The organism is Escherichia sp. AM3 (assembly GCF_032029835.1).
Taxonomy (GTDB): domain Bacteria; phylum Pseudomonadota; class Gammaproteobacteria; order Enterobacterales; family Enterobacteriaceae; genus Escherichia; species Escherichia coli.
The window spans coordinates 24,419-49,706 of record NZ_JAVUPQ010000005.1; the positions used below are offsets into that span (position 1 = coordinate 24,419).

Sequence of the window (25,288 nt, forward strand, 5' to 3'; positions counted from 1 at the left end):
TGCTTATTAAGATTATCCGCTTTTTATTTTTTCACTTTACCTCCCCTCCCCGCTGGTTTATTTAATGTTTACCCCCATAACCACATAATCGCGTTACACTATTTTAATAATTAAGACAGGGAGAAATAAAAATGCGCGTACTGGTTGTTGAAGACAATGCGTTGTTACGTCACCACCTTAAAGTTCAGATTCAGGATGCTGGTCATCAGGTCGATGACGCAGAAGATGCCAAAGAAGCCGATTATTATCTCAATGAACATATACCGGATATTGCGATTGTCGATCTCGGATTGCCAGACGAGGACGGTCTGTCACTGATTCGCCGCTGGCGTAGCAACGATGTTTCACTGCCGATTCTGGTATTAACCGCCCGTGAAAGCTGGCAGGACAAAGTCGAAGTATTAAGTGCCGGTGCTGATGATTATGTGACTAAACCGTTTCATATTGAAGAGGTGATGGCGCGAATGCAGGCATTAATGCGGCGTAATAGCGGTCTGGCTTCACAGGTCATTTCGCTCCCCCCGTTTCAGGTTGATCTCTCTCGCCGTGAATTATCTATTAATGACGAAGTGATCAAACTGACCGCGTTCGAATACACCATTATGGAAACGTTGATACGCAATAATGGCAAAGTGGTGAGCAAAGATTCGTTAATGCTACAACTCTATCCGGATGCGGAGCTGCGGGAAAGCCATACCATTGATGTACTGATGGGACGTCTGCGCAAAAAAATTCAGGCACAATATCCGCAAGAAGTGATTACCACCGTTCGCGGCCAGGGCTATCTGTTCGAATTGCGCTGATGAAAAAATTACTGCGTCTTTTTTTCCCGCTCTCGCTGCGGGTACGTTTTCTGTTGGCAACGGCAGCGGTAGTACTGGTGCTTTCGCTTGCCTACGGAATGGTCGCGCTGATCGGTTATAGCGTCAGTTTCGATAAAACTACGTTTCGGCTGTTACGTGGCGAAAGCAATCTGTTCTATACCCTTGCGAAGTGGGAAAACAATAAGTTGCATGTCGAGTTACCAGAAAATATCGACAAGCAAAGCCCCACCATGACGCTAATTTATGATGAGAACGGGCAGCTTTTATGGGCGCAACGTGACGTGCCCTGGCTGATGAAGATGATCCAGCCTGACTGGCTGAAATCGAATGGTTTTCATGAAATTGAAGCGGATGTTAACGATACCAGCCTCTTGCTGAGTGGAGATCATTCGATACAGCAACAGTTGCAGGAAGTGCGGGAAGATGACGACGACGCGGAGATGACCCACTCGGTGGCAGTAAACGTCTACCCGGCAACATCGCGGATGCCAAAATTAACCATTGTGGTGGTGGATACCATTCCGGTGGAGCTAAAAAGTTCCTATATGGTCTGGAGCTGGTTTATCTATGTGCTCTCAGCCAATCTGCTGTTAGTGATCCCGCTGCTGTGGGTCGCCGCCTGGTGGAGTTTACGCCCCATCGAAGCCCTGGCAAAAGAAGTCCGCGAACTGGAAGAACATAACCGCGAATTGCTCAATCCAGCCACAACGCGAGAACTGACCAGTCTGGTACGAAACCTGAACCGATTGTTAAAAAGTGAACGCGAACGTTACGACAAATACCGTACGACGCTCACCGACCTGACCCATAGTCTGAAAACGCCACTGGCGGTGCTGCAAAGTACGCTGCGTTCTCTGCGTAGTGAAAAGATGAGCGTCAGTGATGCTGAACCGGTAATGCTGGAGCAAATCAGCCGCATTTCACAGCAAATTGGCTACTACCTGCATCGTGCCAGTATGCGCGGCGGGACATTGCTTAGCCGCGAGCTGCATCCGGTCGCCCCACTGCTGGACAATCTCACCTCGGCGCTGAACAAAGTGTATCAACGCAAAGGGGTCAATATCTCTCTCGATATTTCGCCAGAGATCAGCTTTGTCGGTGAGCAGAACGATTTTGTCGAGGTGATGGGCAATCTGCTGGATAATGCCTGTAAATATTGCCTCGAGTTTGTCGAAATTTCTGCAAGGCAAACCGACGAGCATCTCTATATTGTGGTCGAGGATGATGGACCCGGTATTCCATTAAGCAAGCGAGAGGTCATTTTCGACCGTGGTCAACGGGTTGATACTTTACGCCCTGGGCAAGGTGTAGGGCTGGCGGTAGCCCGCGAAATCACCGAGCAATATGAGGGTAAAATCGTCGCCGGAGAGAGCATGCTGGGCGGTGCGCGGATGGAGGTGATTTTTGGTCGCCAGCATTCTGCGCCGAAAGATGAATAAATATGTCCATACTTCACGCATTACGTTAAGCATCCGTTATAATCGGTTGCAGATACCAGCCTGTGGATGCTTAACATGGAATACCAACTCACTCTTAACTGGCCCGATTTTCTTGAACGTCACTGGCAGAAACGCCCGGTGGTGTTAAAACGCGGCTTTAATAATTTTATTGACCCGATCTCTCCAGACGAGTTGGCGGGTCTGGCGATGGAAAGCGAAGTCGACAGTCGACTGGTCAGTCACCAGGATGGCAAATGGCAGGTCAGCCACGGTCCGTTCGAAAGCTACGATCATCTCGGTGAAACTAACTGGTCATTGTTAGTGCAAGCAGTAAATCACTGGCATGAGCCGACCGCCGCGCTGATGCGACCGTTCCGTGAACTACCGGACTGGCGTATTGATGATCTGATGATCTCTTTTTCTGTACCTGGCGGCGGCGTCGGCCCGCATCTCGATCAGTACGACGTGTTTATCATTCAGGGTACCGGACGTCGTCGCTGGCGAGTGGGCGAAAAGCTGCAAATGAAACAGCACTGCCCACACCCGGATCTGTTACAGGTCGATCCGTTCGAAGCCATCATCGATGAAGAGCTGGAGCCTGGCGATATTCTTTATATTCCGCCAGGATTCCCGCATGAAGGCTACGCGCTGGAAAATGCGATGAACTATTCCGTGGGTTTTCGCGCGCCAAATACGCGGGAATTAATTAGCGGATTTGCCGATTATGTGCTGCAACGTGAACTGGGCGGCAACTACTACAGCGATCCTGATGTTCCACCTCGCGCTCATCCTGCGGACGTTCTGCCGCAAGAGATGGATAAACTGCGTGAGATGATGCTCGAATTGATCAACCAGCCGGAACACTTTAAGCAATGGTTTGGCGAGTTTATATCCCAGTCACGTCATGAACTGGATATCGCGCCGCCAGAGCCGCCTTATCAGCCGGATGAAATCTACGATGCGCTGAAACAAGGTGATGTGCTGGTGCGCCTGGGTGGTCTGCGCGTATTGCGCATTGGCGACGACGTGTATGCCAATGGTGAGAAGATCGATTCCCCGCACCGTCCGGCACTGGATGCACTCGCCAGCAACATTGCGCTGACCGCGGAGAATTTTGGCGATGCGCTGGAAGATCCGTCATTCCTCGCGATGCTCGCGGCGCTGGTCAATAGCGGATACTGGTTCTTCGAAGGGTAAGTTTGGATTTAAGCCGGATGCGGCATCACATGCCGCATCCCTTTTCGCTTACTTCCGTTGCGCCGTTAACTCGGCAATACGGACGATCACCTGCACCGCTTTTTCCATACCTTCCAGAGTCACAAACTCATGCTTACCATGATAGTTGTAACCGCCAGTGAACAAGTTCGGGCACGGTAATCCCATAAACGACAACTGCGCGCCGTCGGTACCACCGCGGATCGGTTTCAGTTCCGGTTCAATATCGCAGTCACGCATCGCCTGCTGGGCGATATCGAGAATATGCGGATGCTCAACCACTTTCTCGCGCATATTGTAGTAACTGTCTTCAATCACCAGTTCAATGTAGCAATCAGGATGTAACCCTTTGCCCACTTTTTTGGCGATCTCCATCATTTTACGTTTACGCGCTTCAAACTGTTTACGGTCGAAATCACGGATGATGTAGTGCATATCGGCTCGGTCAACGGTGCCTTTCATGCTCGCCAGGTGATAGAAACCTTCATAGCCTTCTGTCATTTCCGGGCTTTCATCCGCCGGAACTTCCGCATGAATACGTGCCGCCAGCGACAGCGCATTTACCATCACTCCTTTCGCCGTGCCCGGATGAACATTGTTACCGACAATTTTGATATTGACCGATGCGGCGTTGAAGTTTTCAAACTCCAGTTCGCCTACGCCACCACCGTCAACAGTGTAAGCCCAGCGGGCATCGAAGGCATCAACATCAAAATGTTTCGCCCCTTTGCCCACTTCTTCATCCGGGGTAAAGGCGACGCGAATATCACCATGCGGAATGTTTTTCTGTTGCAATACCGCCAGCGCGGTCATGATTTCTGCAATACCGGCTTTGTCATCGGCACCTAACAAGGTTTTACCATCGGTAGTAATCAGGGTCTGACCCAGTAGCTGATGCAGCACCGGGAACATAACCGGTGATAAAACTTCATCGCCGATACCCAGCGCAATATCGCCACCGCGATAGTTTTCAACAATTTGCGGATTCACATTTTTGCCGCTGCAATCCGGTGAGGTATCCACATGAGAAATAAAGCCAATCGCCGGGATATCGCCAGGGACGTTAGCCGGTAACGTCGCCATCAAAGTGCCCTTCTCACTTAAGGTCACATTGATAAGCCCCATCTCTTCGAGCTGCTCTTTCAGCAGATGCAATAACTTCCATTGGCCTTCCGTGCTGGGAACCTGTCTCACCCCTGCTTTTGATTGGGTATCCAGAGACACGTAGTTCAAAAATCGCTCAAGTAGTTTATCCATGTAGTCACCCTCACTTTTTGTGACAACATTATTAAGAAGCAAGAAAAGACAAATATTGCGTCAGGTCACTTTTACCCCTGCAAGCGGGAATATTTATCAGCATTACCTTAATGAATATAAAGCTAAGCCAGTAATTCACAACAAAGATTGGCGATTCAAGCGGTTTGCCGTAGAATTACCGCCCTCATTAAGAGTCACCAAGGTGGTTAACCACAAACCCCGCATCGGTAAGCCATCCGTTGCGTTTACATGGGACAGAGTAAAAAATTGAATAAACAACCGAGTTCGCTTTCACCGCTGGTGCAATTGGCGGGAATTCGCAAATGCTTTGATGGTAAAGAGGTCATTCCCCAGCTGGATCTGACTATCAACAATGGCGAGTTCCTCACGCTGCTTGGCCCTTCTGGCTGCGGTAAAACAACCGTTCTTCGCCTGATTGCAGGTCTGGAAACTGTTGATTCCGGACGCATCATGCTGGATAACGAGGACATCACCCACGTTCCGGCGGAAAACCGCTATGTGAACACTGTTTTCCAAAGCTACGCACTTTTCCCCCACATGACCGTGTTCGAAAATGTGGCCTTTGGGTTGCGCATGCAAAAAACCCCCGCTGCTGAAATTACGCCCCGCGTGATGGAAGCCCTGCGGATGGTGCAGCTGGAAACCTTCGCTCAACGCAAACCGCATCAGCTCTCTGGTGGTCAACAGCAACGCGTCGCCATTGCCCGCGCGGTGGTTAACAAGCCTCGTCTGTTGTTGCTGGATGAGTCGCTCTCAGCGCTGGATTACAAACTGCGCAAGCAAATGCAGAACGAGCTGAAAGCGTTACAGCGTAAGCTTGGTATTACCTTCGTCTTTGTCACTCACGATCAGGAAGAAGCGCTCACCATGTCAGACAGGATTGTGGTGATGCGCGAGGGTCGTATTGAGCAAGATGGTACACCGCGCGAAATTTACGAAGAGCCGAAAAACCTGTTTGTTGCCGGCTTCATTGGCGAAATCAATATGTTTAACGCCACTGTCATCGAACGTCTCGACGAGCAGCGCGTACGCGCCAACGTTGAAGGCCGCGAATGTAATATCTACGTTAACTTCGCCGTTGAACCGGGGCAAAAACTGCATGTTCTGCTGCGCCCGGAAGACTTACGTGTTGAAGAGATTAACGACGACAACCACGCTGAAGGGCTGATTGGTTACGTTCGTGAGCGTAACTACAAAGGCATGACGCTGGAGTCGGTTGTTGAACTGGAAAATGGCAAGATGGTGATGGTCAGCGAATTCTTCAATGAAGACGACCCTGACTTTGACCACTCTCTCGACCAAAAAATGGCCATTAATTGGGTAGAAAGCTGGGAGGTCGTACTGGCTGATGAAGAACACAAGTAAGTTCCAGAATGTAGTGATTGTCACTATTGTCGGTTGGCTTGTGTTGTTTGTCTTTCTGCCCAACCTGATGATCATTGGCACCAGCTTTTTGACCCGCGACGACGCCAGTTTCGTCAAAATGGTCTTTACGCTGGATAACTACACGCGTCTGCTCGATCCGCTCTATTTTGAAGTGCTATTGCACTCGCTGAATATGGCGCTGATCGCCACCCTCGCCTGCCTGGTGCTGGGCTACCCGTTTGCCTGGTTTCTGGCGAAGCTGCCACACAAGGTGCGTCCGCTGCTGCTGTTTCTGCTGATTGTTCCCTTCTGGACCAACTCATTGATTCGTATCTACGGGCTGAAAATTTTCCTCAGCACCAAAGGCTATCTCAACGAGTTTTTGCTCTGGCTGGGCGTTATCGACACACCAATCCGTATCATGTTCACGCCCAGTGCGGTGATTATCGGTCTGGTTTACATTCTGCTGCCGTTTATGGTGATGCCGCTGTACTCCAGTATCGAAAAACTGGATAAGCCGTTGCTTGAGGCGGCGCGCGATCTCGGTGCCAGCAAGTTACAGACTTTTATCCGCATAATTATTCCACTGACGATGCCGGGGATTATTGCCGGATGTCTGCTGGTGATGCTGCCAGCGATGGGCCTGTTCTATGTGTCCGACCTGATGGGCGGTGCGAAAAACCTGCTGATCGGTAACGTCATCAAGGTACAGTTCCTCAATATTCGTGACTGGCCGTTTGGTGCAGCCACCAGCATTACGCTGACTATCGTAATGGGCCTGATGTTGCTGGTTTACTGGCGCGCTTCTCGTCTGCTGAATAAGAAGGTGAGCGAATTAGATGATTAATCCTTTATATTCAATGCATTAGGTTTGTTTTTGAGTGGTTTTGCCGTTTAAGGTAACGGCATTATAGATCCTATCAAAATCAATCAATTGCATTCTGGTTTTGGAGAAAGATTTTTCGAGAACTTCGGTCTTTAACTAAAACTGATTGCGTATAATCCCAATCCCCCCTCCCCGACTATCTGAATGGTCGGGGAGGCACTTCAAGCACAAAATATCATCCCTGCGCCGTTGATTACTCTGCAGGTGAAGTCGGCCACTCAATATCAGGTGCAGTTGATGTATCAACACGATTCAACAACACCCGATATTTATTCCATGCCTCCAGCAACGATCTTTCTTCCTCCGTTGCGATTTCCAGATCTACAGCATCCTGCAGTGGCGCAATATACTCACTGAATTCCTGGATGTAGAACTGTGTGGTGACGGTCTTCCAGCCATTCGGCTCCTGCTGTACCTCCAATAGGCTGAGCATCCACCTATATAGTTTTAATTTTCATCAATCCATTTAACTATCGTTTAATTGTTGTCACATAGGATTCTGCCGTTTTTAACAATGCAGGATAATAAGATGAAAAAAATGTTGTTTTCTGCCGCTCTGGCAATGCTTATTACAGGATGTGCTCAACAGACGTTTACTGTTGGAAACAAACCGACAGCAGTAACACCAAAGGAAACCATCACCCATCATTTCTTCGTTTCGGGAATTGGACAGGAGAAAACTGTCGATGCAGCAAAAATTTGTGGTGGTGCAGAAAATGTGGTTAAAACAGAAACCCAGCAAACATTCGTAAATGGATTGCTCGGTTTCATCACTTTTGGCATTTATACTCCGCTGGAAGCGCGGGTGTATTGCTCAAAATAATTGCATGAGTTGCCCATCGATATGAGCAACTCTATCTGCACTGCTCATTAATATACTTCTGGGTTCCTTCCAGTTGTTTTTGCATAGTGATCAGCCTCTCTCTGAGGGTGAAATAATCCCGTTCAGCGGTGTCTGCCAGTCGGGGGGAGGCTGCATTATCCACGCCGGAGGCGGTGGTGGCTTCACGCACTGACTGACAGACTGCTTTGATGTGCAACCGACGACGACCAGCGGCAACATCATCACGCAGAGCATCATTTTCAGCTTTCGCATCAGCTAACTCCTTCGTGTATTTTGCATCGAGCGCAGCAACATCACGCTGACGCATCTGCATGTCAGTAATTGCCGCGTTCGCCAGCTTCAGTTCTCTGGCATTTTTGTCGCGCAGGGCTTTGTAGGTAATGGCGTTATCACGGTAATGATTAACAGCCCAAGACAGGCAGACGATGATGCAGATAACCAGAGCGGAGATAATCGCGGCTACTCTTCTCACTGATCTATCCCCCAACAGGCTAATGCGCTTTCCTGGTCACGACGAATAACCTGTCCGTAGCAGTTATTTGAACGTGTGCGGCAATCACGCCCACCGTCCTTAATCCACCAGCGAATCGACTCACAGGCACCTTTACGATCACCGGCATTAAGCCGCTTATAAAACGTCGACGGGAAACACTTACCGGGGCCAATGTTATAGGGGCAAAATGACGCGATACCCGCTTTTTGTGGTTCGGTCAGTGGTACTTTAATATTACGTTCCACCCATGCCAGCGCCTTATCACGTTCGATGGCGTTAACCTGGTCGCATTTTTCCTTCGACAGTTTCATACCGGGAAAAACGGGTTTTCCATCCACCATCGTGGCACCCCGACAGATGGTCCAGATGCCGGACCCATCGCGGTATGCCGTTGTGTGGTTACCTTCTTTTTCATCCAGAAACTGGTCGAGAATATCAGGCGCGGGCGCACCGACGGCAATCAGTGCCAGAACGGCAGCCGACAGGCCGTATCTGATTTTTGCGTTCATGGATATTTATCAGGATTTATCGGTTTCTGCCCACGGACAGGTTTATCTGTTCCGGTCAGTGACTTAAGGTTGTGATTCCGGAGGAGTCTTCAGAGAACCAGTAATTCTTCCCGGTAGCTTTCCTTTGTAGGTTATCCATACATTCTGCGCCTCTAAAATTACGGGGCGCTTTTCCGGCGACTGCTCATCCCCTTCACATAACCCGGCAGCAACATCCAGGAAGACCTGTCTGATGCTCCTTCTGGCTGCTGCCTCATAAAACTCCAGCGCGGCACCTTCAACACGGTCCAGCGAGATGTCCAGGTCAAAAATTTCACCGTCAAAGCGTTTTTTGTCCCGTAACGCTAAAGTTACCGTAACTTTATTCTCAAAATTGCGGATCCCTTTCACAATCAGTTCATAGTTTTGAGTCATTGAATTACTCTCCCCGTGCAGCCTTACGCTTGTCTTCTCTGATTTTGAAGTACAGATTTGTCAGATAAGTCAGGAAGCCCAGAACCAGACTCCCCAGCACACCAATCGCAGCCCACTGTGACGGACTGACCTGATCAAGCCACTGTAAAAACCAGTAGCCAGCACTGCCTGCGGAGGTGCCATAGGCAATGCCCGTTGAAATTTTGTCCATGGATTTCATAGCCTCACCTCCGCAAATAACGGATGGCGTAGTTTTACACTGAGAAATGAAAGGGATTTGAAAAGAAAAGCCCGCAAAAGCGGGCGAAACAATATATACAGTAAGGAAAGCACTCTATCCAACAAACCACCCACAGTTAATCGGAATAAAAGCAGAGTGCTTATGAATGATCGCCTGCCCGAAGGTTAGTATTTCTGCACAGCAATTTTGCAAAAAAAAGCGATCATTCATAACTTAAACGTCTTTCAGTCACTCCGGGATTTCCCATCATCGCAGACTGAAAGACTCTAACTGGAGCGGGCAGCGGGAATCGAACCCGCATCATCAGCTTGGAAGGCTGAGGTAATAGCCATTATGCGATGCCCGCATATGGTGCCGACTACCGGAATCGAACTGGTGACCTACTGATTACAAGTCAGTTGCTCTACCTACTGAGCTAAGTCGGCACTGGACCGCCACCGGGGACTCGAACTTCGCACACTCAACTTAAAGGGTTGACGCTCTTTCCTGATGAACTGGTGACGGTTGGTGGCCCTTGCTGGATTTGAACCAGCGACCTGGCGATTATGAGTCGCTCGCTCTCACCACTGAGCTAAAGGGCCGGGCGCAGGATAATAACGTTACGAAATAAATGTTGCAAGCATTCAAGAATCACCTAGTTAAAAATTACCCTTACTTCCTCCACCAGCGCATTCACCATTTCTATCCGAGATAAGTGGCACAAAAAAACCCGCTTGTGGGCGGGTTTTGTTTGCTTTTGCCATCACGTACAAAATCGGCAAAATATCAGATTTGCATGAAATATATGCCTTTCAATCTACTTTTGCAACACTTTGCTTTGAAAATGCCGCCTTTTGTTTTGAACGTGTTCTCATTACAAACAATAAAGCCTCACTATCCAGTCGGTGAAAAATGTGTTTCATTGCAACCCAGTGACGAGTAAATGTTTTGGACCAGTTTTTAGTTGTCACTCCCGCCAGTAATGCCAGCTCCTGGTATTCATAACCTTCCCCACCAAAAAGTTCTGCTTTTACTGCCTGCGCCGCCAGCCAGATTAATTTTTTCAGGCGTTCCTGCGTTTTCCCTGCAATTTTTCTGGTACCGGATTGAGTATTAAATTCATTCCACGCCCACTGTGTTATCACGATCTGATATTCCCAACAAATACTCCCGCTGTAACTCCACAACAACCAGGCTTTATGATGTTCTTCAAGAGACAGAACAGCCCGCCGCCACGATGATGTCGAAAACTCAACCGGACTGACCAGAGGAATTGACGTCCCCTTCGCCAGCGATTGTTTCCCCGGGATTGGTGGATTATCCCGCGTAATCATTTTTCCGGTCACTTCATCTCGGTACCGGATTTTTTTACGCCTGTAACGCCCTGTATCGAACATGGCATTCTCCTGCCAGGCTTCAAGCTGACCTTTTGTTGCCCCACTCAAATCAGCGGTGGCGATAATGAGCTGCTCACGCACAAACTGTAAATACTGGTTATTCATGCGCACTCCAGTTCTGTGATTTTTATCCCCAGCCGCCCACCAGGAACGAGCTGACCGCGCACAATATTGATTTCATCAAACTGCTCGTCGTCTATAAGTAGTCCGGCATGCGTCAGCGCATCCAGTGGTGCCTTCAGGATATTGTCCAGGTCGCGGCGGCGCTTATCCGGTGGCTCTGCAGTAATTTTTATTGCCAGTCTTCCGGACAGGTTTAATTTCAGCCGCTGCTGGCGAACAATTAGCGCCACATCACGGCGATAATGCTTTCCGGCCTCCGAGATGAAATACGTATTGCCATGACGTCGCCAGTAGGTATTCACCGTCGGCGGGTAAGGCAAAACAAATTCTATGCGTTCAGTCATTCATGCTTTCCACTTCAGGACACCCGAATTTCTCGCGTGCATTAAAAAACGAATCAGCAACAACAGCTGGCTGCCGTATTTTTCTTCAAAATCTTTTACCCCGGCGTGCAGTTCGTTATGACATTTACGGCACAGCGGAATAACAAACAAATCATCAGCCTTTGTTCCCATACCTCCCAGGCCATGACCAATGATGTGATGCGGATCATCTGCCTGATTACCGCACGTCATGCATTTCTGCGTTTTTACCCAGCGCGTGTATACAGGCATCTCTTCCCGTTGTGGTTTCTGGCGCTGGAGATACTGAGCCGGAGACTCCGGATCAACGGCGATGCTTACTAACGTCTTTTCCTGGAGTGGGGGCTGTTGCTGGTGGACGTGAAGTGGCAGCGCAATATTTTTTGTGCGCTGCTTCAGTATGCTGGTGGCAGTCTGTTCTCCCGGTACGATGTCACTCTCACGGTATACGGAGCGGATTTTTTCCACCGGTAATCCCAGTGAACGACACGATACAGACTCCGGAAGCGCATCAGCCACCTGATTGCAGACCGCCCACCAGGATAATTCGGCCAGCGATAACTCCCTCTCCTGCGTACCGCTGATTGCGTGACGGATGACGTCAATCATCCATGCTGACAAGTTTTGGTGAGCAAGTTGCTCAAGTGATTCTGAGGTCTGGTCACGCAACTGGTTGTCGCAGTGCCAGCACAACACCATTGCGCCGGTACCATAACGGTGAATGACGGTTTCACTGTGGTGATAATCGCCGTGTGGCCACTGGCAGGATTTAACATGGCGCAGTAACCAGTCAGACAATGCGCCAGCGCCACCAGCAGCACGAATCACTCGTTCGTCGCTGAAAAATGGCAGTAATGATTTATCCTCCGCCAGCGACTGGCGAACGGCAGGAACGACCCCGGACGGCAGATTACGCATGCTTTTCGGTTCCGGCTCCACCAGTACCCGGGTATTGTGGAATACCGGCATGGATTCACGGCCTGGCTTAAGGACCACCAGCCCGAGTTCCGGAACCAGAACAGGTCGAAGTAATACCCGCACATTACCTCCAGATCCGTTGCTGGAATGTGCAGGACGGACGCGGTGGCCGTTCGGAGTAAGGGAGCCTGACGGAGATTATCCAGTGACGGTAGTCGAGGCTAAGGGCTTTTTTAACCTCGCATCCGCGCCTGCGGTAACACTGAATGAGCCATTCGGCCTGTTCTTCAGTGCATGGGGGATGCTGGTACCAGTCTGACTTAAATGCATGAGAATACCGCTCGTGCGTGTGGGCAAGAACGGTCGAATTATCATGATTGTAATATTTTGCGTTGCGTGCCATCGGTTTTCTCCGGTGGCACGGTGTTACTCAGCGGGAGTTCAGCCCCGCGCAAGATTGTAGATGAGTTTATTCTTCTGAAAAAGCAGAAAAGCCAGCTTTTATTCCGATCTCTTTCAATGCCTGTAATGAAGTGACAAACTCACCGTCGCGCAAGATAAATCCGTCCGTCACTCGGGCATCCACAAAATTAATTAACGCAGCCCCATTTTTTTGCAAACACACAATGCGGTAATGACTAACAATATTTCCATTTTCAACGCACACAGCATAGAGGCCATCTTCACAAAAAATTTTACGCAGTTCTTCGATGTTCATCATCAGAATCCTTCCGGATAATTAGCTCTCCCCTTTAAGGGACCATCCCTCTTATCCCTGCGCGCTACTTAAGTATTTTTGATTCTATTCCGGCACCGTCCAGAACTTCAAACGCGTTGAAAATAAAAACAAAAACCCGCCGAAGCGGGTTAAGTGCGGGTGCGTTGAGGATGCCTGCCACATCAGAGGTGGCGAGGGATTTCTCCCTCGCCGGGTCTCTTACTCCTCAGGTTCGTAAGCTGTGAAGACAGCGACCTCCGTCTGGCCGGTTCGGATTCGTACCTCGCAGAGGTCTTTCCTCGTTACCAGTGCCGTCACTATGACGGTTAAACAGATGACGATCAGGGCGATTAGCATCGCCTTTTGCTGCTTCATAGCCTGCTTCTCCTTGCCTTTCGGCACGTAAGAGGCTAACCTACGTGTGTAGAGCATAGATATGGCCTCAGATTAATGTTAAGCGTCTTGCCGGACGCGTAATGTTAACTGGGGCTTTTCTCTATCTGCCTTTGGTGTTGATGCCCGAGGCAGATAGCCTCAAGCACCCGCAGCAATTCTACTTAACTACCGTTACCTCGCCAATATGAAATCAATCAGAAAGGTGATCCATAAGAACAACAGCAAGACAATAAATTGCCATTACAGCAGCAATAGCCAGCGCACATTTGAGAACCAGCACCACAACCTCCTGTATTGGACGTACACCAGTCCTGATAAATATGAGGCTGTCTCGTCAGTGATTCAATACAACTACTGGGTATAGTTTCTATGATTTTGTTCTGTGGAAATGGAAAACAGCAACCAGTCACCACCAGCACTTCTTTAAACATGCCAAGTCACACGCAAGCCAACATTATAGTTCCCTTTGAGCGAGCAGATGAAGCTAGCAAAAATATTGATCACTTAGGATGCATTACTAACGTTGCTATGTGTTAACGAACAGGGAGTGGGTCATCAGCATAAATATTTATGCAGTAGGTTTCTTTTAGGACTAGATTAATCAAAAACATTTAGATAAAATTATAAAATCAAGAAATTGGTGGCAATTAATCTTTAATTGTGCCAGCTGAATTTCGTTATTATAGAAGATTAGCTTTTTTTTGAATGTTTGGAGAGTAAAATGTTAGAACCACCAAAGAGTTATAATGAAATGTTGCCTATGCTCCATAAGGCGACTTTTATTACTACATTTATATTTTACCTATCATTAGTCATTTATGGCTACATGCCATTGGTTGGCATTAATGCCAAGTATATCCCCCCCGTTAAAGACTACGAGGAATTTATTAAATGGATATTAACCTTTGGCATATTACCAATTGCATCTTCAGTTTTTTGGTCAGTAATTAGTGGAGCTTTAGATCTACATAATAATGTAGCAAAAATTATTGGAATAAGGAAGATGTGGGATAGTCATTTAATTATTAAACCATTAGCAAAAATTGCAGGCGTTACGAGAAAATTAACTACTGATGAATCTCACAAGGTAATGAGTAAACTGTATTACCCAGAAGTTAAAGAGTTAAAAGACAAACATTACGTTGAACTTTTCTGGAACAAAGTTTATTACTTTTGGGTTTTCTTTGAACATACAGTAATCGCATTTGTTACTATTTTAATAATAAGTATCGCCAAATTAACAAATATATTCTCTGTTACTGGCTCTTTAATTAATCTTTGGTTGTGGATTATTTCTCTTGTCGCATTTGACTTCCTTATTTTCATAGCATCAGTTAAACCAAGAACAGAAAGCCAAGTAAGACAAATACCTGATAGCAAAATAAAAGAATTCTTTAACAATAACAATATTTTTTAAACGAGGTTGATTTTGAATTACAAAATAAATGGAATAAACATACGTTCAGAAAATGCAGCGAAACCGCACACTATGCCATCTAACTATCTCTGTAAACAGATTGAAAGCACTAATAAAAATGGCAATGCCCTTGATTTTGGATGTGGAAAACTTAGATATTCAGAACAATTAGTAAATAAATTTGAAACTGTGACATTTTTAGATTCCAGAAGACAACTAGAAAGAGTGCAAATTATCAGAGGTGTACAAACCACGATTCCAGATTACGTGATAAATAACTATAAGAATGCTAATATTGTTTCTTATGAAAATATAGATAAAATAACAAATCATTATGATTTCATACTTTGCGCAAACGTGCTTTCCGCAATTCCATGTGAATCCACAATTCACAAAGTCCTCAGTGCGATTAGAGAATTATTAAAGAGTGATGGTGAAGCACTGATTGTCAATCAATACAAAAGTTCTTATTTCAAGAGGTACGAGAGCGGTATTAAACATTTGCATGGGTATATATACCAAAACTCTCGTAATGCTTTCTACTATGGTTTATTAGATGTGGATACTGTAAGTAAAATATGCTCAGATAATAATTTAGAAATAATAAAATCATGGAGCAAAGCAGGTAGTTCATATGTGGTTGTTGGTAAACATATACATATTTAGTTTATTTCAACAAATTATTAGAAAGAGTGATTTGCTTGTTAATTATTAGCTCGGCAGTGCCGGATCAACATGACCCTGCCACTTAGGCCATTGCCGGTTTACCTACTTTTGTAAGGTTCAGCATGAAGTTTTTATATACTCTTCCTAATATCAATAGTGATGCTCGCTTATGTTAGCTGCTTCTTGTACATAGTAGCCTTCTCCGACAGTACTGCAATGAGCGGAGAGTAAAAGTCGATAAACAATAAGGAGGTTCACAATAAATATTTCTCGGTGAAACTTTCAAAGCATTCTCTGTTTTGCTAAATCGACAATTATAAATCAACAACATTTAGTGTTATATCAATATTATTTAGCCTTGCAATCTCTGATGAATCACTTGCTATTTTAGCTTTTAATTTATCAATATTAATCATATCTTCATGGCTTATATAAACCATATCACCTTGGTTAACTTTAGATTTGTTCACTATGGCTTGAATAACAGACAAATCATCCATTACACCTCTCATAAATTTCACCATGCTTTGATCTTTGAAGTCAGATATCGATTTTGAACGTTGCTTACGTTGAATTGTTCCTTTTGTAATTACTTCATTAATTTCTTTTAAACCAGTGAGCATATCAGACAGACTGCCTTCGCAACTCATCCGATGTTTTATTGCATTGCGATTAATAATATTGAGTATAATTTCGAGTGAATCTTTATCACTCCATGGATGTAATGATGTATAATCATGATGGCGTCGAATGGCGTCAATCATATCCTGGACCATATCTTCATCTGCTTTATCGCAAAGTTCATTCACGAAATAGCTGGGGTCGATTATTTTACAATAACTTGGAGTTAGGTATCTTGAGGCTTTACAAAAACCAAAAATATATAAAGTAGAGTATTTATCTTTCAGACTCTCTCCTATTTCATTTGTTTCCTCAAAAGATTCGATAGTTTTTTTAATTTTTGCTGGACTTGCATTCGTAGTAACTTGAACTGCTATCATGTTTTTATTATCAGCTAAATCAATGGCGGGAAAATTAACTTTAATCTGATTCATGTTTACCAGTTCACCCATTTTCAGCGCGCGAAACATAAAGATGGTCAATGACTCAATTATTCTTTCCATGTCATGAAAGCCTGCCTGTTTGCGTTGCGCGATATAAAGCCGGAGTAGTGCAATATCACTCTGTAAGTTTCTAATAAGTGGATCAATCATAGCTAATAATCCTTTTCAATGAAGCTGGAGGTGTGTTTAACTATTAGTTAAATTTCTATTTTTATAGAAACAAGCTTTACAACTTCATCAAAGTTTCTCAAATCCTAATCCACTTTGCAAATCCACTAACCATGCTGAATGCTTTCTGTTGTTAAACATATCCGCTGCTGGCACCAAGCAGACAAACACACTAACTCTACCCTACTCCACAAAAGAGCCAATCAATATCTGAACTAATAAACTTTAATCTCATCACTTCAATAAATATCGAGCATTTCCCTGATAGAATGCTAGTATGCGCTGCATAACTTCACTCTTCCGGCACTCGCGACAGATTATGTTCTGACGCCTGTCGTAGCGACGTATTTCTCCGTCAGGTAATGACCAGATAAGGTCCGGATCAACCGCAGATGGTTCCTTCAGCTTTGCCCTTGAGAGCTTTTTACGGGCATTTTGCCAGTCCTTACGCGCCTGTTCAGACGGGAATAACCCGTAACCAGAGTTGTATACATCGCCGCTGGCAACCAGCTCTCTTGCGAGAACGCTCATCAGATATCTTGTCGCACCTGTCTTGACTTCCAGTTGCCGTAACGTCTCACGACCGCTCTGGCGCACGAGTTCCACCACCTGCCCTTTAATTTTTTCCCGCTCTTCTTGTGTAAAAACTTTTGCCACAAGTCCCCCTTAAAATTACCTCATGACCTGAAATCAAAACTTATCCTCTGAAACCAGGCGGAATTTCTGTATCCGGTTCAGAAATATGATTAACACAACGCTGTACAGGTGAACGCCCCAGGCGGATGACCAGTTCGTCCCATTTTTCGCGGAGCTTTGACGGGCTCATGATGTTTTTTACCCAGAACGGATCCCGCTGTACCCGACCAAACATTTCACAAATTTGTCTGTGGCTTCTGCCATCCAGCATCCGCATTGTGCGCACATCATTGGCCCAGACAGTCCAGTTAGGCTCTTTTGGTCGCATGATCTCGCCATCATCACTGGCGGCCTGTTCGTAGAGACCCACGATCCGCCCCCATATCCACTGCGCACACGCCAGATCCTCCTGGCTACCCCACTGGCGTTTTTTCGCACTAAACACAACTGCGCCAGGGTGCCGGATTAAAAAATCCTGTTCAGCCGTCTGCGGGTCCGGTTGCGAAGCTTCCGGACGAAAAGTGTTTTTATTCTCTGTAGTAATCTCTGTTGTATTCTCTGTAGGATCATCGGGCCATTTTGACCCGATGACATTGGGTCGTTTTGAACCAATGGAGCGTTTCATTTTGACCTCTTCCATCGTGTCATTTTGACCTGATGGAGCGGCGCATTTTGAACCGATGGATTCGCTCAATTTGCCATCATCTAAAAGCTCGCTCCCATAGTTAATCGTGTAGAAATTGGTCATATCGCGCTTTGATTTATTGAGCTTTTCACAACGCAAGAGCCCCAGCGTTTTCAGACTTGCAAACGCGCGCTTTAACGTTGACTCTGACCAGAATGGGAACTGTTCCAGCCATTGTTCCGTTGTGTTGTAAATCCAGCGAACACCATCACATTCCATGCCGGAATTGGTATCTCTCAACCAGTAATGCAACTGCTGCAACACAATGGCTTCATTTAAGCCAATCTTCATCGCAAGCTGTGTGTTTATAACCAGTGGGCGTTCAGCAAAAAGAAGGCTCATAATTCCATCCAGCTTTTTGTTGGTATTGCTGTCGATACGCAAGTTTGAAAGCAATTGCTTTTTCTATAAGTTCGTCAGTTTCACGATCCACTACGGCAGGATCAGCAAAAAGCAGTCCGGACTCCACCACATCGCCATATTCTTTGTTTAACCCGGCGATCATGTACGTGATGCTTTTTCCGTCACTAATTTCACGATACAACCTGAAATCATTAATCCGGATAGCCTCCATAATTGCAGGCACTAGCGCCGTGAACTTTTCACGCTTATCCCTGGTGTCGATAGCCTTCCAGCGTTCGAATATCTTCACTCGATTAACGCCAAGCGCTCGCTGATCAACCGCGCCACCTTCATCTGTGACACGCTGAACATCGATGTTCGGGCGCTCTTTCAAAGCCCAGAATGCTTCAGTGATTAATATCGTCGCCTGCTCCTGTGTCATTCCTGGTCGACATATCCAGGCATCCAGAGCCTCACGAGCCTGTTCAGGAGTGATTTTCATTGTTCAACCGCCCCGCCCGCTTCGTCTTACGATATTCATCATAAACTTTGGGATCATACTGAAGCTCCCCGCCAGATGCCTCCTGTAGACGCATCGCGCGACCTTCGGGAACTAAATCCCCTTTCCAGCTATAAAGCGAAGCCAAACGAATACCTGCTGCTTGTGCAAGTTTTGTTTTTGAACCGAAATACAAAAGAGCGTCAGTTTTAAGCATTTAAAACACCTTTATTGTTAGTCATAACTAACAAGATAGATGTTAACAAAAACATAGTCAATACGATTTAGCATTAGCTAACTATGGAAACAAAAAATTTAACTATCGGCGAACGCATCAGGTATCGTCGGAAAAACCTCAAACACACCCAAAGGTCTCTTGCTAAAGCCCTGAAAATCTCCCATGTGTCTGTATCACAATGGGAACGGGGTGATAGTGAACCTACAGGGAAGAACCTTTTTGCCCTCAGCAAAGTATTGCAATGCTCACCAACATGGATTCTATTTGGCGATGAAGACAAGCAACCAACACCACCTGTTGAGAAGCCAGTTGCCTTATCCCCCAAAGAACTAGAGCTCCTTGAGCTGTTTAATGCACTGCCAGAATCAGAACAGGATACCCAGCTCGCCGAAATGCGAGCTCGAGTAAAAAACTTCAATAAACTCTTTGAAGAATTACTAAAAGCCCGTCAGCGGACAAATAAAAGATAACATCATCAATGAGTTATCTTTTACCACATCAATTATGTTAGCTATAGCATACAAAATCACTTGACCGATATGTTAGTCATGGCTAATCTTGTTTGCATCAACACACCGCACGGTGTTCTCAGCAAACAGTTCCGCTACCCCAGCGTTAAGGGGAAATGAGGTCAGCATGGATACTATCGATCTTGGCAACAACGAATCTCTGGTGTACGGCGTGTTTCCAAACCAGGACGGCACGTTCACCGCAATGACGTATACCAAAAGCAAAACGTTTAAAACCGAAAATGGTGCCCGTCGCTGGCTGGAAAGAAACTCAGGTGAGTGATATGGATTTCGACACAATCATGGAAAAGGCTTACGAAGAATACTTCGAAGGCCTTGCCGAAGGCGAAGAAGCTCTCAGCTTCAGTGAGTTTAAACAGGCGCTTTCCAGTTCGGCAAAATCTAACGGCTGATAAGCGAAACAGCACCGCGAGGAATCAGTATGCAGAAACGAGAACCCGTCATCATCGCGCCAGACTATACCGATGATGAACTTTATGAGTGGATGCACCAGAAAATTAATGCAGCGCAGGATCTGAAATGGGCCAATGAAGCCAGGGCTAAGCAGGCTGAAAATCTGTCCGCTCTGGAGCAGGATATCACTAATCTGGAAAAAGCAGCGGCATTAAGCATTGCCAGAATGATTACATACCCGCGTTAATAGCTAACCAACGAAGCTAAGGTTGGTAATTAAGGAGTTCTCCACGGGTGAGGTGGAGTGCGTGCGCCGGACACGGGTGAGCATCCGGCACTGACAGTTTACTGAAAGGATATTTCCCTGAAAAGTCAGACCATAACGCGAAAGCGCACGGCGAGGTAGCTGGTTCATAGATAGCCTGTCGTTAAATTTTCGTCGACCGTGCGCTTCCGGTTGTGGCAATCCGCGAAATGGCGCGGCGGTAAGTATGGCGGGGTTATTCCTTCCCCCGTTGAGGACACCGGGTTGTCAGGTTGACCATACGCTTAAGTGACAACCCCGCTGCAACGCCCTCTGTTATCAATTTTCTGGTGACATTTGGCGGTATCAGTTTTACTCCGTGACTGCTCTGCCGCCCTTTTTAAAGTGAATTTTGTGATGCGGTGAATGCGGCTAAGCGCACGCGGAACAGTTAAAACCAAAAACAGTGTTATGGGTGGATTCTCTGTATCCGGCGTTAATTGTTAACTGGTTAACGTCACCTGGAGGCACCAGGCACCGCATCACAAAACTCATTGTTGAGGGCGCGATAATGAAAACGTTATTACCAAACGTTAATACGTCTGAAGGTTGTTTTGAAATTGGTGTCACTATCAGTAACCCTGTATTTACTGAAGATGCCATTAACAAGAGAAAACAAGAACGGGAGCTATTAAATAAAATATGCATTGTTTCAATGCTGGCTCGTTTACGTCTGATGCCAAAAGGATGTGCACAATGAATTCAGCATTTGCGCTTGTTCTGACAGTTTTTCTTGTTTCCGGAGTGCCAGTTGATATTGCAGTCAGTGTTCACAGGACAATGCAGGAGTGTATGACTGCAGCAACCGAACAGAAAATTCCCGGTAACTGTTACCCGGTCGATAAAGTTATTCACCAGGATAATATCGAAATCCCGGCAGGTCTTTAAAACAGTTCCGTAATAAATATCCGGTTTCATTCTTATATGCCAGCAATGGCAGGGATTTGTTCATCCTTAAATCTGTCATGAGGTTAAAACAAAATGAGTAAAGTCTTTATTTGCGCCGCTATTCCTGACGAACTGGCAACAAGGGAAGAAGGCGCTGTGGCTGTAGCCACAGCCATTGAAGCTGGCGACGAACGCCGTGCTCGAGCAAAATTTCACTGGCAATTCCTGGAACATTATCCGGCTGCTCAGGACTGCGCTTATAAATTTATTGTCTGCGAGGATAAACCTGGTATACCCCGCCCTGCCCTCGATTCATGGGATGCTGAATATATGCAGGAAAACCGCTGGGATGAGGAGTCTGCTTCTTTTGTCCCGGTTGAGACTGAATCCGATCCGATGAACGTCACTTTTGACAAGTTGGCCCCTGAAGTACAGAACGCTGTCATGGTTAAGTTCGACACATGTGAAAACATCACCGTTGATATGGTTATTAGCGCACAGGAATTGTTGCAGGAAGACATGGCAACATTCAACGGACATATCGTTGAAGCGTTGATGAAAATGCCAGAAGTTAACGCCATGTATCCGGAGCTTAAGTTGCACGCCATTGGGTGGGTTAAGCATAAATGTATTCCTGGTGCTAAATGGCCCGAAATTCAGGCAGAGATGCGCATCTGGAAAAAACGTCGCGAAGGTGAACGCAAGGAAACCGGAAAATACACGTCTGTTGTTGATCTCGCCCGCGCCAGAGCCAATCAACAGTACACTGAAAATTCAACAGGAAAAATCAGCCCGGTCATTGCTGCCATCCATCGCGAATACAAGCAGACATGGAAAACACTGGATGACGAACTGGCCTACGCTCTCTGGCCTGGTGATGTGGATGCCGGAAACATTGATGGCAGCATCCATCGCTGGGCAAAAAATGAAGTTATCGACAACGACCGCGAAGACTGGAAGCGTATCTCGGCATCAATGCGCAAACAGCCTGATGCCCTTCGCTACGACCGCCAGACTATTTTTGGCCTTGTCCGTGAACGTCCGATCGACATTCACAAAGACCCTGTGGCACTGAACAAATACATTACTGAATACCTGACTACAAAGGGCGTGTTTGAAGATGAAGGAAGAAATCAGAGCGCAACTGATACTCTCTCGTCGCCAGTACCAGAAACTGATGCAGTGGAAACGGCAATTCCGGACAACGAAAAAACCGAATGCAAAGTGGAAGTCGAACCATCTGTAGAGCGTGAGGGGCCGTTCTACTTCCTCTTCACCGACAAGGATGGCGAAAAATACGGTCGCGCAAACAAACTTTCTGGTCTGGATAAGGCACTGGCTGCCGGGGCTACTGAAATCACGAAAGAAGAATATTTCGCCCGCAAAAACGGTACATACTCAGGTTCACAACAAAATACTGGTGCATCTGACACGACCGCACAACCAGGGCCGGTAAAAGTTACCGCTGACGAAGTAAACAAAATTATGCAGGCAGCCAATATCAGCCAGCCTGACGCCGATAAGTTGCTTGCTGCCTCTCGCGGAGAATTTGTTGCAGGGATTAGCGACCCGAATGATCCGAAATGGGTTAAGGGGATCCAGACCCGCGATTCTGTAAACCAGAACCAGCATGAATCGGAACGGAACTACCAAAAAGCGGAACAAAACAGCCCAAATGCGTTACAAAACGAGCCAGAAACGAAACAGCCTGAACCAGTGGCGCAACAGGAAGTGGAAAAAGTCTGCACCGCCTGCGGTCAGACCGGCGGCGGCAACTGCCCTGATTGTGGCGCGGTGATGGGCGACGCAACATACCAGGAAACATTCGATGAAGAGTATCAGGTTGAAGTTCAGGAAGATGATCCGGAGGAAATGGAAGGCGCTGAACATCCACACAAGGAGAATACTGGCGGCAATCAGCATCACGATAGCGATAATGAAACTGGCGAGACGGCAGATCACTCAATTAAGGTGAACGGTCATCAAGAAATCACATCCACCAGCAGGACGTGTGACCATCTAATGATCGACCTTGAAACCATGGGAAAAAATCCTGATGCCCCGATCATCTCAATAGGTGCAATATTTTTCGATCCGCAAACCGGAGATATGGGACCGGAATTTAGTAAGACTATCGATCTGGAAACTGCTGGCGGAGTCATTGATCGGGACACCATTAAATGGTGGCTTAAGCAATCACGCGAAGCGCAATCTGCCATTATGACCGATGAAATCCCGTTAGATGATGCACTGTTACAATTGCGGGAATTTATCGACGAAAACTCCGGTGAATTTTTTGTTCAGGTCTGGGGAAATGGAGCCAACTTCGACAACACGATTTTGCGCCGTTCATACGAACGGCAGGGGATCCCCTGCCCGTGGCGTTACTACAACGATCGCGATGTACGCACAATCGTTGAGCTGGGGAAAGCCATAGACTTCGATGCCAGAACGGCTATTCCATTCGAAGGTGAGCGCCATAATGCACTTGATGACGCCCGTTACCAGGCAAAATACGTTTCAGTTATCTGGCAAAAACTGATCCCGAGTTAGGCTGATTTTTAATGTTCAACCGTCGCCAGTTGTCGTTGATATTCTGCAACTGGCGCGTTCCGGAGTGATAGCCATGAGCGAACAGTACCTGATAACGCTCGACGAGTGGAAACCAAAACGGTTCAGTCTCCCAATAACAAACACTACCCTGGTGAAATACGGAAAACTAGGATACATCGTTCCAAGGCCACAAAAAATTCGTGGGCGTTGGCTGATAGATCGCCGAGCAGTATTTGTTGGGCCTGGTGAAACGGGAATTGCGCCGGAAATTCATACTGGCGATGATGATGCACTGAAGGAGATTTTAACTCATGTCACCGAGGCCACGAAAAAACAGCATTGACGTAGCCGGTCTTTACGAAAAGTTTGATCGCAGAACTGGCAGAGTTTACTACCAGTATAAAAATCCTGTGACTGGAAAATTTCACGGACTCGGAACAGACAAAGGTAAGGCAGAAAAAATCGCTTCCACAGCCAATCAGCGAATAGCTGCAGCAGAAGCTGAATATTTCATGCGCAAAATTGATGAAAGTCCGTCAGCAACAAAACGTCGGGGTATCAGATTAAAGGCATGGGTTGATCGATATCTGAAAATACAGGACACGCGACTGAAAAATGGAGATATTGCAGCTACAACTCACAAAGAAAAAACTCGAATGGCTGCATACCTGGTTTCCCGTCTGGGAAACCACCCATTGAAAGAACTGGAAGTAAGAGACTTTGCATTAATACTGGATGAGTGGCTGGATAAAGACATGGTCAGCACAGCGAGAGTAAATCGTGGATTATGGGTTGATATTTATAAAGAAGCACAGCATGCAGGGGAAGTTCCTCCTGGATGGAATCCTCCGGAGGCTACCCGTAAACCGATCCCTAAAGTAACCAGAGCCAGGCTCACCATGGAAGACTGGCAAAAAATTTACAATGCAACGCCTGAAAAACACTTTATCCGTAACGCAATGCTTCTTGCGATTGTTACTGGTCAGCGCCGTGATGACATTTGCCACATGCGTTTTTCAGATGTGTGGAACGAACACTTGCATATCACCCAGGGAAAAACCGGAATGCGTCTGGCGTTACCGCTTACACTACGCTGTGATGCCATTGGGATAACGTTAAAAGAAGTTATTGATGGGTGCCGAGACAGAATATTAAGTCCATATCTAATCCATAGTCGGCACCAGAAACAACCGAAGCCGATGAGTAAAGACAACCTGAGCGACTACTTTGCCAAAGCACGGGATCTGGCTGGGATAATTCCACCAGCAGGAAAAACTCCGCCAACATTTCATGAACAACGCTCTCTATCAGAACGGCTGTACCGTGCACAGGGTATCGATACAAAAACATTACTAGGACATAAAGTCCAGGCAACCACCGATCGCTATAACGATACTCGAGGTCAGGAATGGGTTAAGTTGGTTATTTGACAAACACCATATGGAATATCCGTCACCATCTCAGGAAAAAAGTGTTGTAAAATGCGTGGCCTAGTTTTGGGGAA

33 protein-coding genes, 3 tRNA genes and 1 pseudogene are annotated in these 25,288 nt (G+C 46.6%); 17 read left to right on the top strand and 20 right to left on the bottom strand.

Going from position 1 to position 25,288, the window contains the following annotated elements; all coding sequences use genetic code 11:
- Positions 1 to 131: 131 nt before the first annotated feature.
- The 3 genes from phoP to roxA all read left to right on the top strand — a co-directional run bounded on the left by phoP (position 132) and on the right by roxA (position 3,460).
- Entirely contained in the window at positions 132 to 803 is a 672-nt protein-coding gene (gene phoP / locus RTW80_RS03810) for a two-component system response regulator PhoP (RefSeq protein ID WP_001265471.1), read from the top strand.
- Positions 803 to 2,263 carry a two-component system sensor histidine kinase PhoQ gene (gene phoQ, locus RTW80_RS03815; protein ID WP_000735409.1) on the top strand — a complete coding sequence of 487 codons (1,461 nt, stop codon included), beginning with the start codon at positions 803 to 805 and terminating at the stop codon, positions 2,261 to 2,263. The genes phoP and phoQ overlap by 1 nt, the downstream gene beginning before the upstream one ends.
- A gap of 75 nt (positions 2,264 to 2,338) precedes the next feature.
- A complete protein-coding gene (gene roxA / locus RTW80_RS03820) occupies positions 2,339 to 3,460 on the top strand; it encodes a [50S ribosomal protein L16]-arginine 3-hydroxylase (RefSeq protein WP_001295435.1) in 1,122 nt (373 codons plus the stop codon).
- A 48-nt stretch (positions 3,461 to 3,508) separates the two neighbouring features.
- On the opposite strand, the gene pepT is transcribed toward roxA, so the two are convergent.
- The gene (gene pepT, locus RTW80_RS03825; RefSeq protein ID WP_000359441.1) at positions 3,509 to 4,735 is read right to left on the bottom strand and encodes a peptidase T; all 1,227 of its coding nucleotides are present in this window, start codon (positions 4,733 to 4,735) and stop codon (positions 3,509 to 3,511) included.
- Between the two features lie 249 nt (positions 4,736 to 4,984).
- Between pepT and potA the strand changes: the two genes are divergently transcribed.
- Together potA and potB are read left to right on the top strand one after the other, a co-directional pair.
- On the top strand, positions 4,985 to 6,121 hold the full coding sequence (gene potA / locus RTW80_RS03830) for a spermidine/putrescine ABC transporter ATP-binding protein PotA (RefSeq protein WP_000531601.1): 1,137 nt from the start codon (positions 4,985 to 4,987) through the stop codon (positions 6,119 to 6,121).
- Positions 6,105 to 6,968, top strand: a complete 864-nt coding sequence (gene potB, locus RTW80_RS03835; RefSeq protein ID WP_000799406.1) for a spermidine/putrescine ABC transporter permease PotB — start codon at positions 6,105 to 6,107, stop codon at positions 6,966 to 6,968. Before potA ends, potB begins: the two co-directional genes overlap by 17 nt.
- 232 nt (positions 6,969 to 7,200) lie before the next feature.
- On the opposite strand, the pseudogene RTW80_RS03840 reads toward potB, so the two are convergent.
- Positions 7,201 to 7,374: pseudogene (locus RTW80_RS03840) on the bottom strand (tail fiber assembly protein); the annotation flags it as partial.
- Positions 7,375 to 7,536: 162 nt separating this feature from the next.
- On the opposite strand from RTW80_RS03840, the gene iss reads away from it, so the two are divergent.
- Positions 7,537 to 7,830 carry a Bor family protein gene (iss, locus tag RTW80_RS03845; RefSeq protein WP_207286943.1) on the top strand — a complete coding sequence of 98 codons (294 nt, stop codon included), beginning with the start codon at positions 7,537 to 7,539 and terminating at the stop codon, positions 7,828 to 7,830.
- A 31-nt stretch (positions 7,831 to 7,861) separates the two neighbouring features.
- Here iss and rzpD read toward each other — a convergent pair whose 3' ends face one another.
- The 13 genes from rzpD to hokD form a co-directional block, all read right to left on the bottom strand.
- Positions 7,862 to 8,323, bottom strand: a complete 462-nt coding sequence (gene rzpD, locus RTW80_RS31250; RefSeq protein WP_001255095.1) for a prophage endopeptidase RzpD — start codon at positions 8,321 to 8,323, stop codon at positions 7,862 to 7,864.
- Positions 8,320 to 8,853: a lysozyme gene (locus RTW80_RS03855; protein WP_207286944.1), complete on the bottom strand. Its 534-nt coding sequence runs from the start codon at positions 8,851 to 8,853 to the stop codon at positions 8,320 to 8,322. Before RTW80_RS03855 ends, rzpD begins: the two co-directional genes overlap by 4 nt.
- Positions 8,854 to 8,916: 63 nt before the next feature.
- On the bottom strand, positions 8,917 to 9,267 hold the full coding sequence (locus RTW80_RS03860) for a YdfR family protein (RefSeq protein ID WP_000193280.1): 351 nt from the start codon (positions 9,265 to 9,267) through the stop codon (positions 8,917 to 8,919).
- A 4-nt stretch (positions 9,268 to 9,271) separates the two neighbouring features.
- Positions 9,272 to 9,487, bottom strand: coding sequence for a class II holin family protein (locus tag RTW80_RS03865; protein WP_000839572.1), 216 nt, complete (start codon positions 9,485 to 9,487; stop codon positions 9,272 to 9,274).
- 292 nt (positions 9,488 to 9,779) lie between these two features.
- Positions 9,780 to 9,854, bottom strand: a tRNA-Gly gene (locus RTW80_RS03870).
- 3 nt (positions 9,855 to 9,857) lie between these two features.
- A tRNA-Thr gene (locus RTW80_RS03875) sits at positions 9,858 to 9,933 on the bottom strand.
- An 80-nt stretch (positions 9,934 to 10,013) separates the two neighbouring features.
- Positions 10,014 to 10,089 (bottom strand) — tRNA-Ile (locus tag RTW80_RS03880).
- A 210-nt stretch (positions 10,090 to 10,299) separates the two neighbouring features.
- Positions 10,300 to 10,989, bottom strand: coding sequence for a bacteriophage antitermination protein Q (locus RTW80_RS03885; RefSeq protein ID WP_312718439.1), 690 nt, complete (start codon positions 10,987 to 10,989; stop codon positions 10,300 to 10,302).
- Positions 10,986 to 11,351: a RusA family crossover junction endodeoxyribonuclease gene (locus tag RTW80_RS03890; RefSeq protein WP_312718442.1), complete on the bottom strand. Its 366-nt coding sequence runs from the start codon at positions 11,349 to 11,351 to the stop codon at positions 10,986 to 10,988. The genes RTW80_RS03885 and RTW80_RS03890 overlap by 4 nt, the downstream gene beginning before the upstream one ends.
- On the bottom strand, positions 11,352 to 12,410 hold the full coding sequence (locus tag RTW80_RS03895; protein ID WP_001718109.1) for a DUF968 domain-containing protein: 1,059 nt from the start codon (positions 12,408 to 12,410) through the stop codon (positions 11,352 to 11,354).
- Between the two features lies 1 nt (position 12,411).
- Positions 12,412 to 12,690, bottom strand: coding sequence for a hypothetical protein (locus tag RTW80_RS03900; protein WP_032200798.1), 279 nt, complete (start codon positions 12,688 to 12,690; stop codon positions 12,412 to 12,414).
- 66 nt (positions 12,691 to 12,756) lie between these two features.
- Positions 12,757 to 13,008 (bottom strand): protein Rem, encoded by a 252-nt coding sequence (gene rem / locus RTW80_RS03905; protein WP_000980987.1) that lies wholly within the window; start codon positions 13,006 to 13,008, stop codon positions 12,757 to 12,759.
- Between the two features lie 216 nt (positions 13,009 to 13,224).
- On the bottom strand, positions 13,225 to 13,380 hold the full coding sequence (gene hokD / locus RTW80_RS03910) for a type I toxin-antitoxin system toxin HokD (protein WP_000813254.1): 156 nt from the start codon (positions 13,378 to 13,380) through the stop codon (positions 13,225 to 13,227).
- A gap of 742 nt (positions 13,381 to 14,122) precedes the next feature.
- Here hokD and RTW80_RS03915 point away from each other — a divergent pair.
- Entirely contained in the window at positions 14,123 to 14,818 is a 696-nt protein-coding gene (locus RTW80_RS03915; RefSeq protein WP_000892866.1) for a hypothetical protein, read from the top strand.
- 12 nt (positions 14,819 to 14,830) lie between these two features.
- Entirely contained in the window at positions 14,831 to 15,484 is a 654-nt protein-coding gene (locus RTW80_RS03920) for a class I SAM-dependent methyltransferase (protein ID WP_001373963.1), read from the top strand.
- A gap of 314 nt (positions 15,485 to 15,798) precedes the next feature.
- Here the strand turns inward: RTW80_RS03920 and RTW80_RS03925 are convergent, their stop codons facing one another.
- From RTW80_RS03925 to dicC, 5 genes are all read right to left on the bottom strand, one after another.
- The gene (locus RTW80_RS03925; RefSeq protein WP_312718449.1) at positions 15,799 to 16,698 is read right to left on the bottom strand and encodes an SMEK domain-containing protein; all 900 of its coding nucleotides are present in this window, start codon (positions 16,696 to 16,698) and stop codon (positions 15,799 to 15,801) included.
- Positions 16,699 to 16,950: 252 nt separating this feature from the next.
- Positions 16,951 to 17,373, bottom strand: coding sequence for a DUF977 family protein (locus tag RTW80_RS03930; RefSeq protein WP_001151218.1), 423 nt, complete (start codon positions 17,371 to 17,373; stop codon positions 16,951 to 16,953).
- A 40-nt stretch (positions 17,374 to 17,413) separates the two neighbouring features.
- Complete coding sequence (locus tag RTW80_RS03935; RefSeq protein ID WP_000054487.1) at positions 17,414 to 18,379, bottom strand: hypothetical protein; 966 nt, start codon at positions 18,377 to 18,379, stop codon at positions 17,414 to 17,416.
- Complete coding sequence (locus RTW80_RS03940; RefSeq protein ID WP_000705349.1) at positions 18,360 to 18,881, bottom strand: toxin YdaT family protein; 522 nt, start codon at positions 18,879 to 18,881, stop codon at positions 18,360 to 18,362. Before RTW80_RS03940 ends, RTW80_RS03935 begins: the two co-directional genes overlap by 20 nt.
- Positions 18,865 to 19,095, bottom strand: a complete 231-nt coding sequence (dicC, locus tag RTW80_RS03945; RefSeq protein WP_000920568.1) for a dicB transcriptional regulator DicC — start codon at positions 19,093 to 19,095, stop codon at positions 18,865 to 18,867. The genes RTW80_RS03940 and dicC overlap by 17 nt, the downstream gene beginning before the upstream one ends.
- Before the next feature lie 83 nt (positions 19,096 to 19,178).
- On the opposite strand from dicC, the gene dicA reads away from it, so the two are divergent.
- From dicA to RTW80_RS03990, 9 genes are all read left to right on the top strand, one after another.
- The gene (dicA, locus tag RTW80_RS03950) at positions 19,179 to 19,586 is read left to right on the top strand and encodes a DNA-binding transcriptional dual regulator DicA (RefSeq protein ID WP_000448564.1); all 408 of its coding nucleotides are present in this window, start codon (positions 19,179 to 19,181) and stop codon (positions 19,584 to 19,586) included.
- A 166-nt stretch (positions 19,587 to 19,752) separates the two neighbouring features.
- Entirely contained in the window at positions 19,753 to 19,908 is a 156-nt protein-coding gene (locus tag RTW80_RS03955; protein WP_000379575.1) for a DUF1391 family protein, read from the top strand.
- Position 19,909: 1 nt separating this feature from the next.
- Positions 19,910 to 20,038 (top strand): protein YdfB, encoded by a 129-nt coding sequence (gene ydfB, locus RTW80_RS03960; protein ID WP_000344964.1) that lies wholly within the window; start codon positions 19,910 to 19,912, stop codon positions 20,036 to 20,038.
- Between the two features lie 29 nt (positions 20,039 to 20,067).
- Positions 20,068 to 20,286, top strand: a complete 219-nt coding sequence (gene ydfC / locus RTW80_RS03965) for a protein YdfC (protein WP_001171930.1) — start codon at positions 20,068 to 20,070, stop codon at positions 20,284 to 20,286.
- 568 nt (positions 20,287 to 20,854) lie between these two features.
- A complete protein-coding gene (gene dicB / locus RTW80_RS03970) occupies positions 20,855 to 21,043 on the top strand; it encodes a cell division inhibition protein DicB (protein ID WP_000854559.1) in 189 nt (62 codons plus the stop codon).
- Positions 21,040 to 21,231, top strand: coding sequence for a lysis protein YdfD (gene ydfD / locus RTW80_RS03975; protein ID WP_001083280.1), 192 nt, complete (start codon positions 21,040 to 21,042; stop codon positions 21,229 to 21,231). The genes dicB and ydfD overlap by 4 nt, the downstream gene beginning before the upstream one ends.
- Before the next feature lie 93 nt (positions 21,232 to 21,324).
- Positions 21,325 to 23,784, top strand: coding sequence for a 3'-5' exoribonuclease domain-containing protein (locus RTW80_RS03980; RefSeq protein WP_312718461.1), 2,460 nt, complete (start codon positions 21,325 to 21,327; stop codon positions 23,782 to 23,784).
- A 73-nt stretch (positions 23,785 to 23,857) separates the two neighbouring features.
- A complete protein-coding gene (locus RTW80_RS03985; RefSeq protein ID WP_000003742.1) occupies positions 23,858 to 24,127 on the top strand; it encodes an excisionase in 270 nt (89 codons plus the stop codon).
- Positions 24,096 to 25,214 carry a phage integrase Arm DNA-binding domain-containing protein gene (locus RTW80_RS03990; protein WP_312718466.1) on the top strand — a complete coding sequence of 373 codons (1,119 nt, stop codon included), beginning with the start codon at positions 24,096 to 24,098 and terminating at the stop codon, positions 25,212 to 25,214. The genes RTW80_RS03985 and RTW80_RS03990 overlap by 32 nt, the downstream gene beginning before the upstream one ends.
- The last annotated feature ends 74 nt before the right edge of the window (positions 25,215 to 25,288 follow it).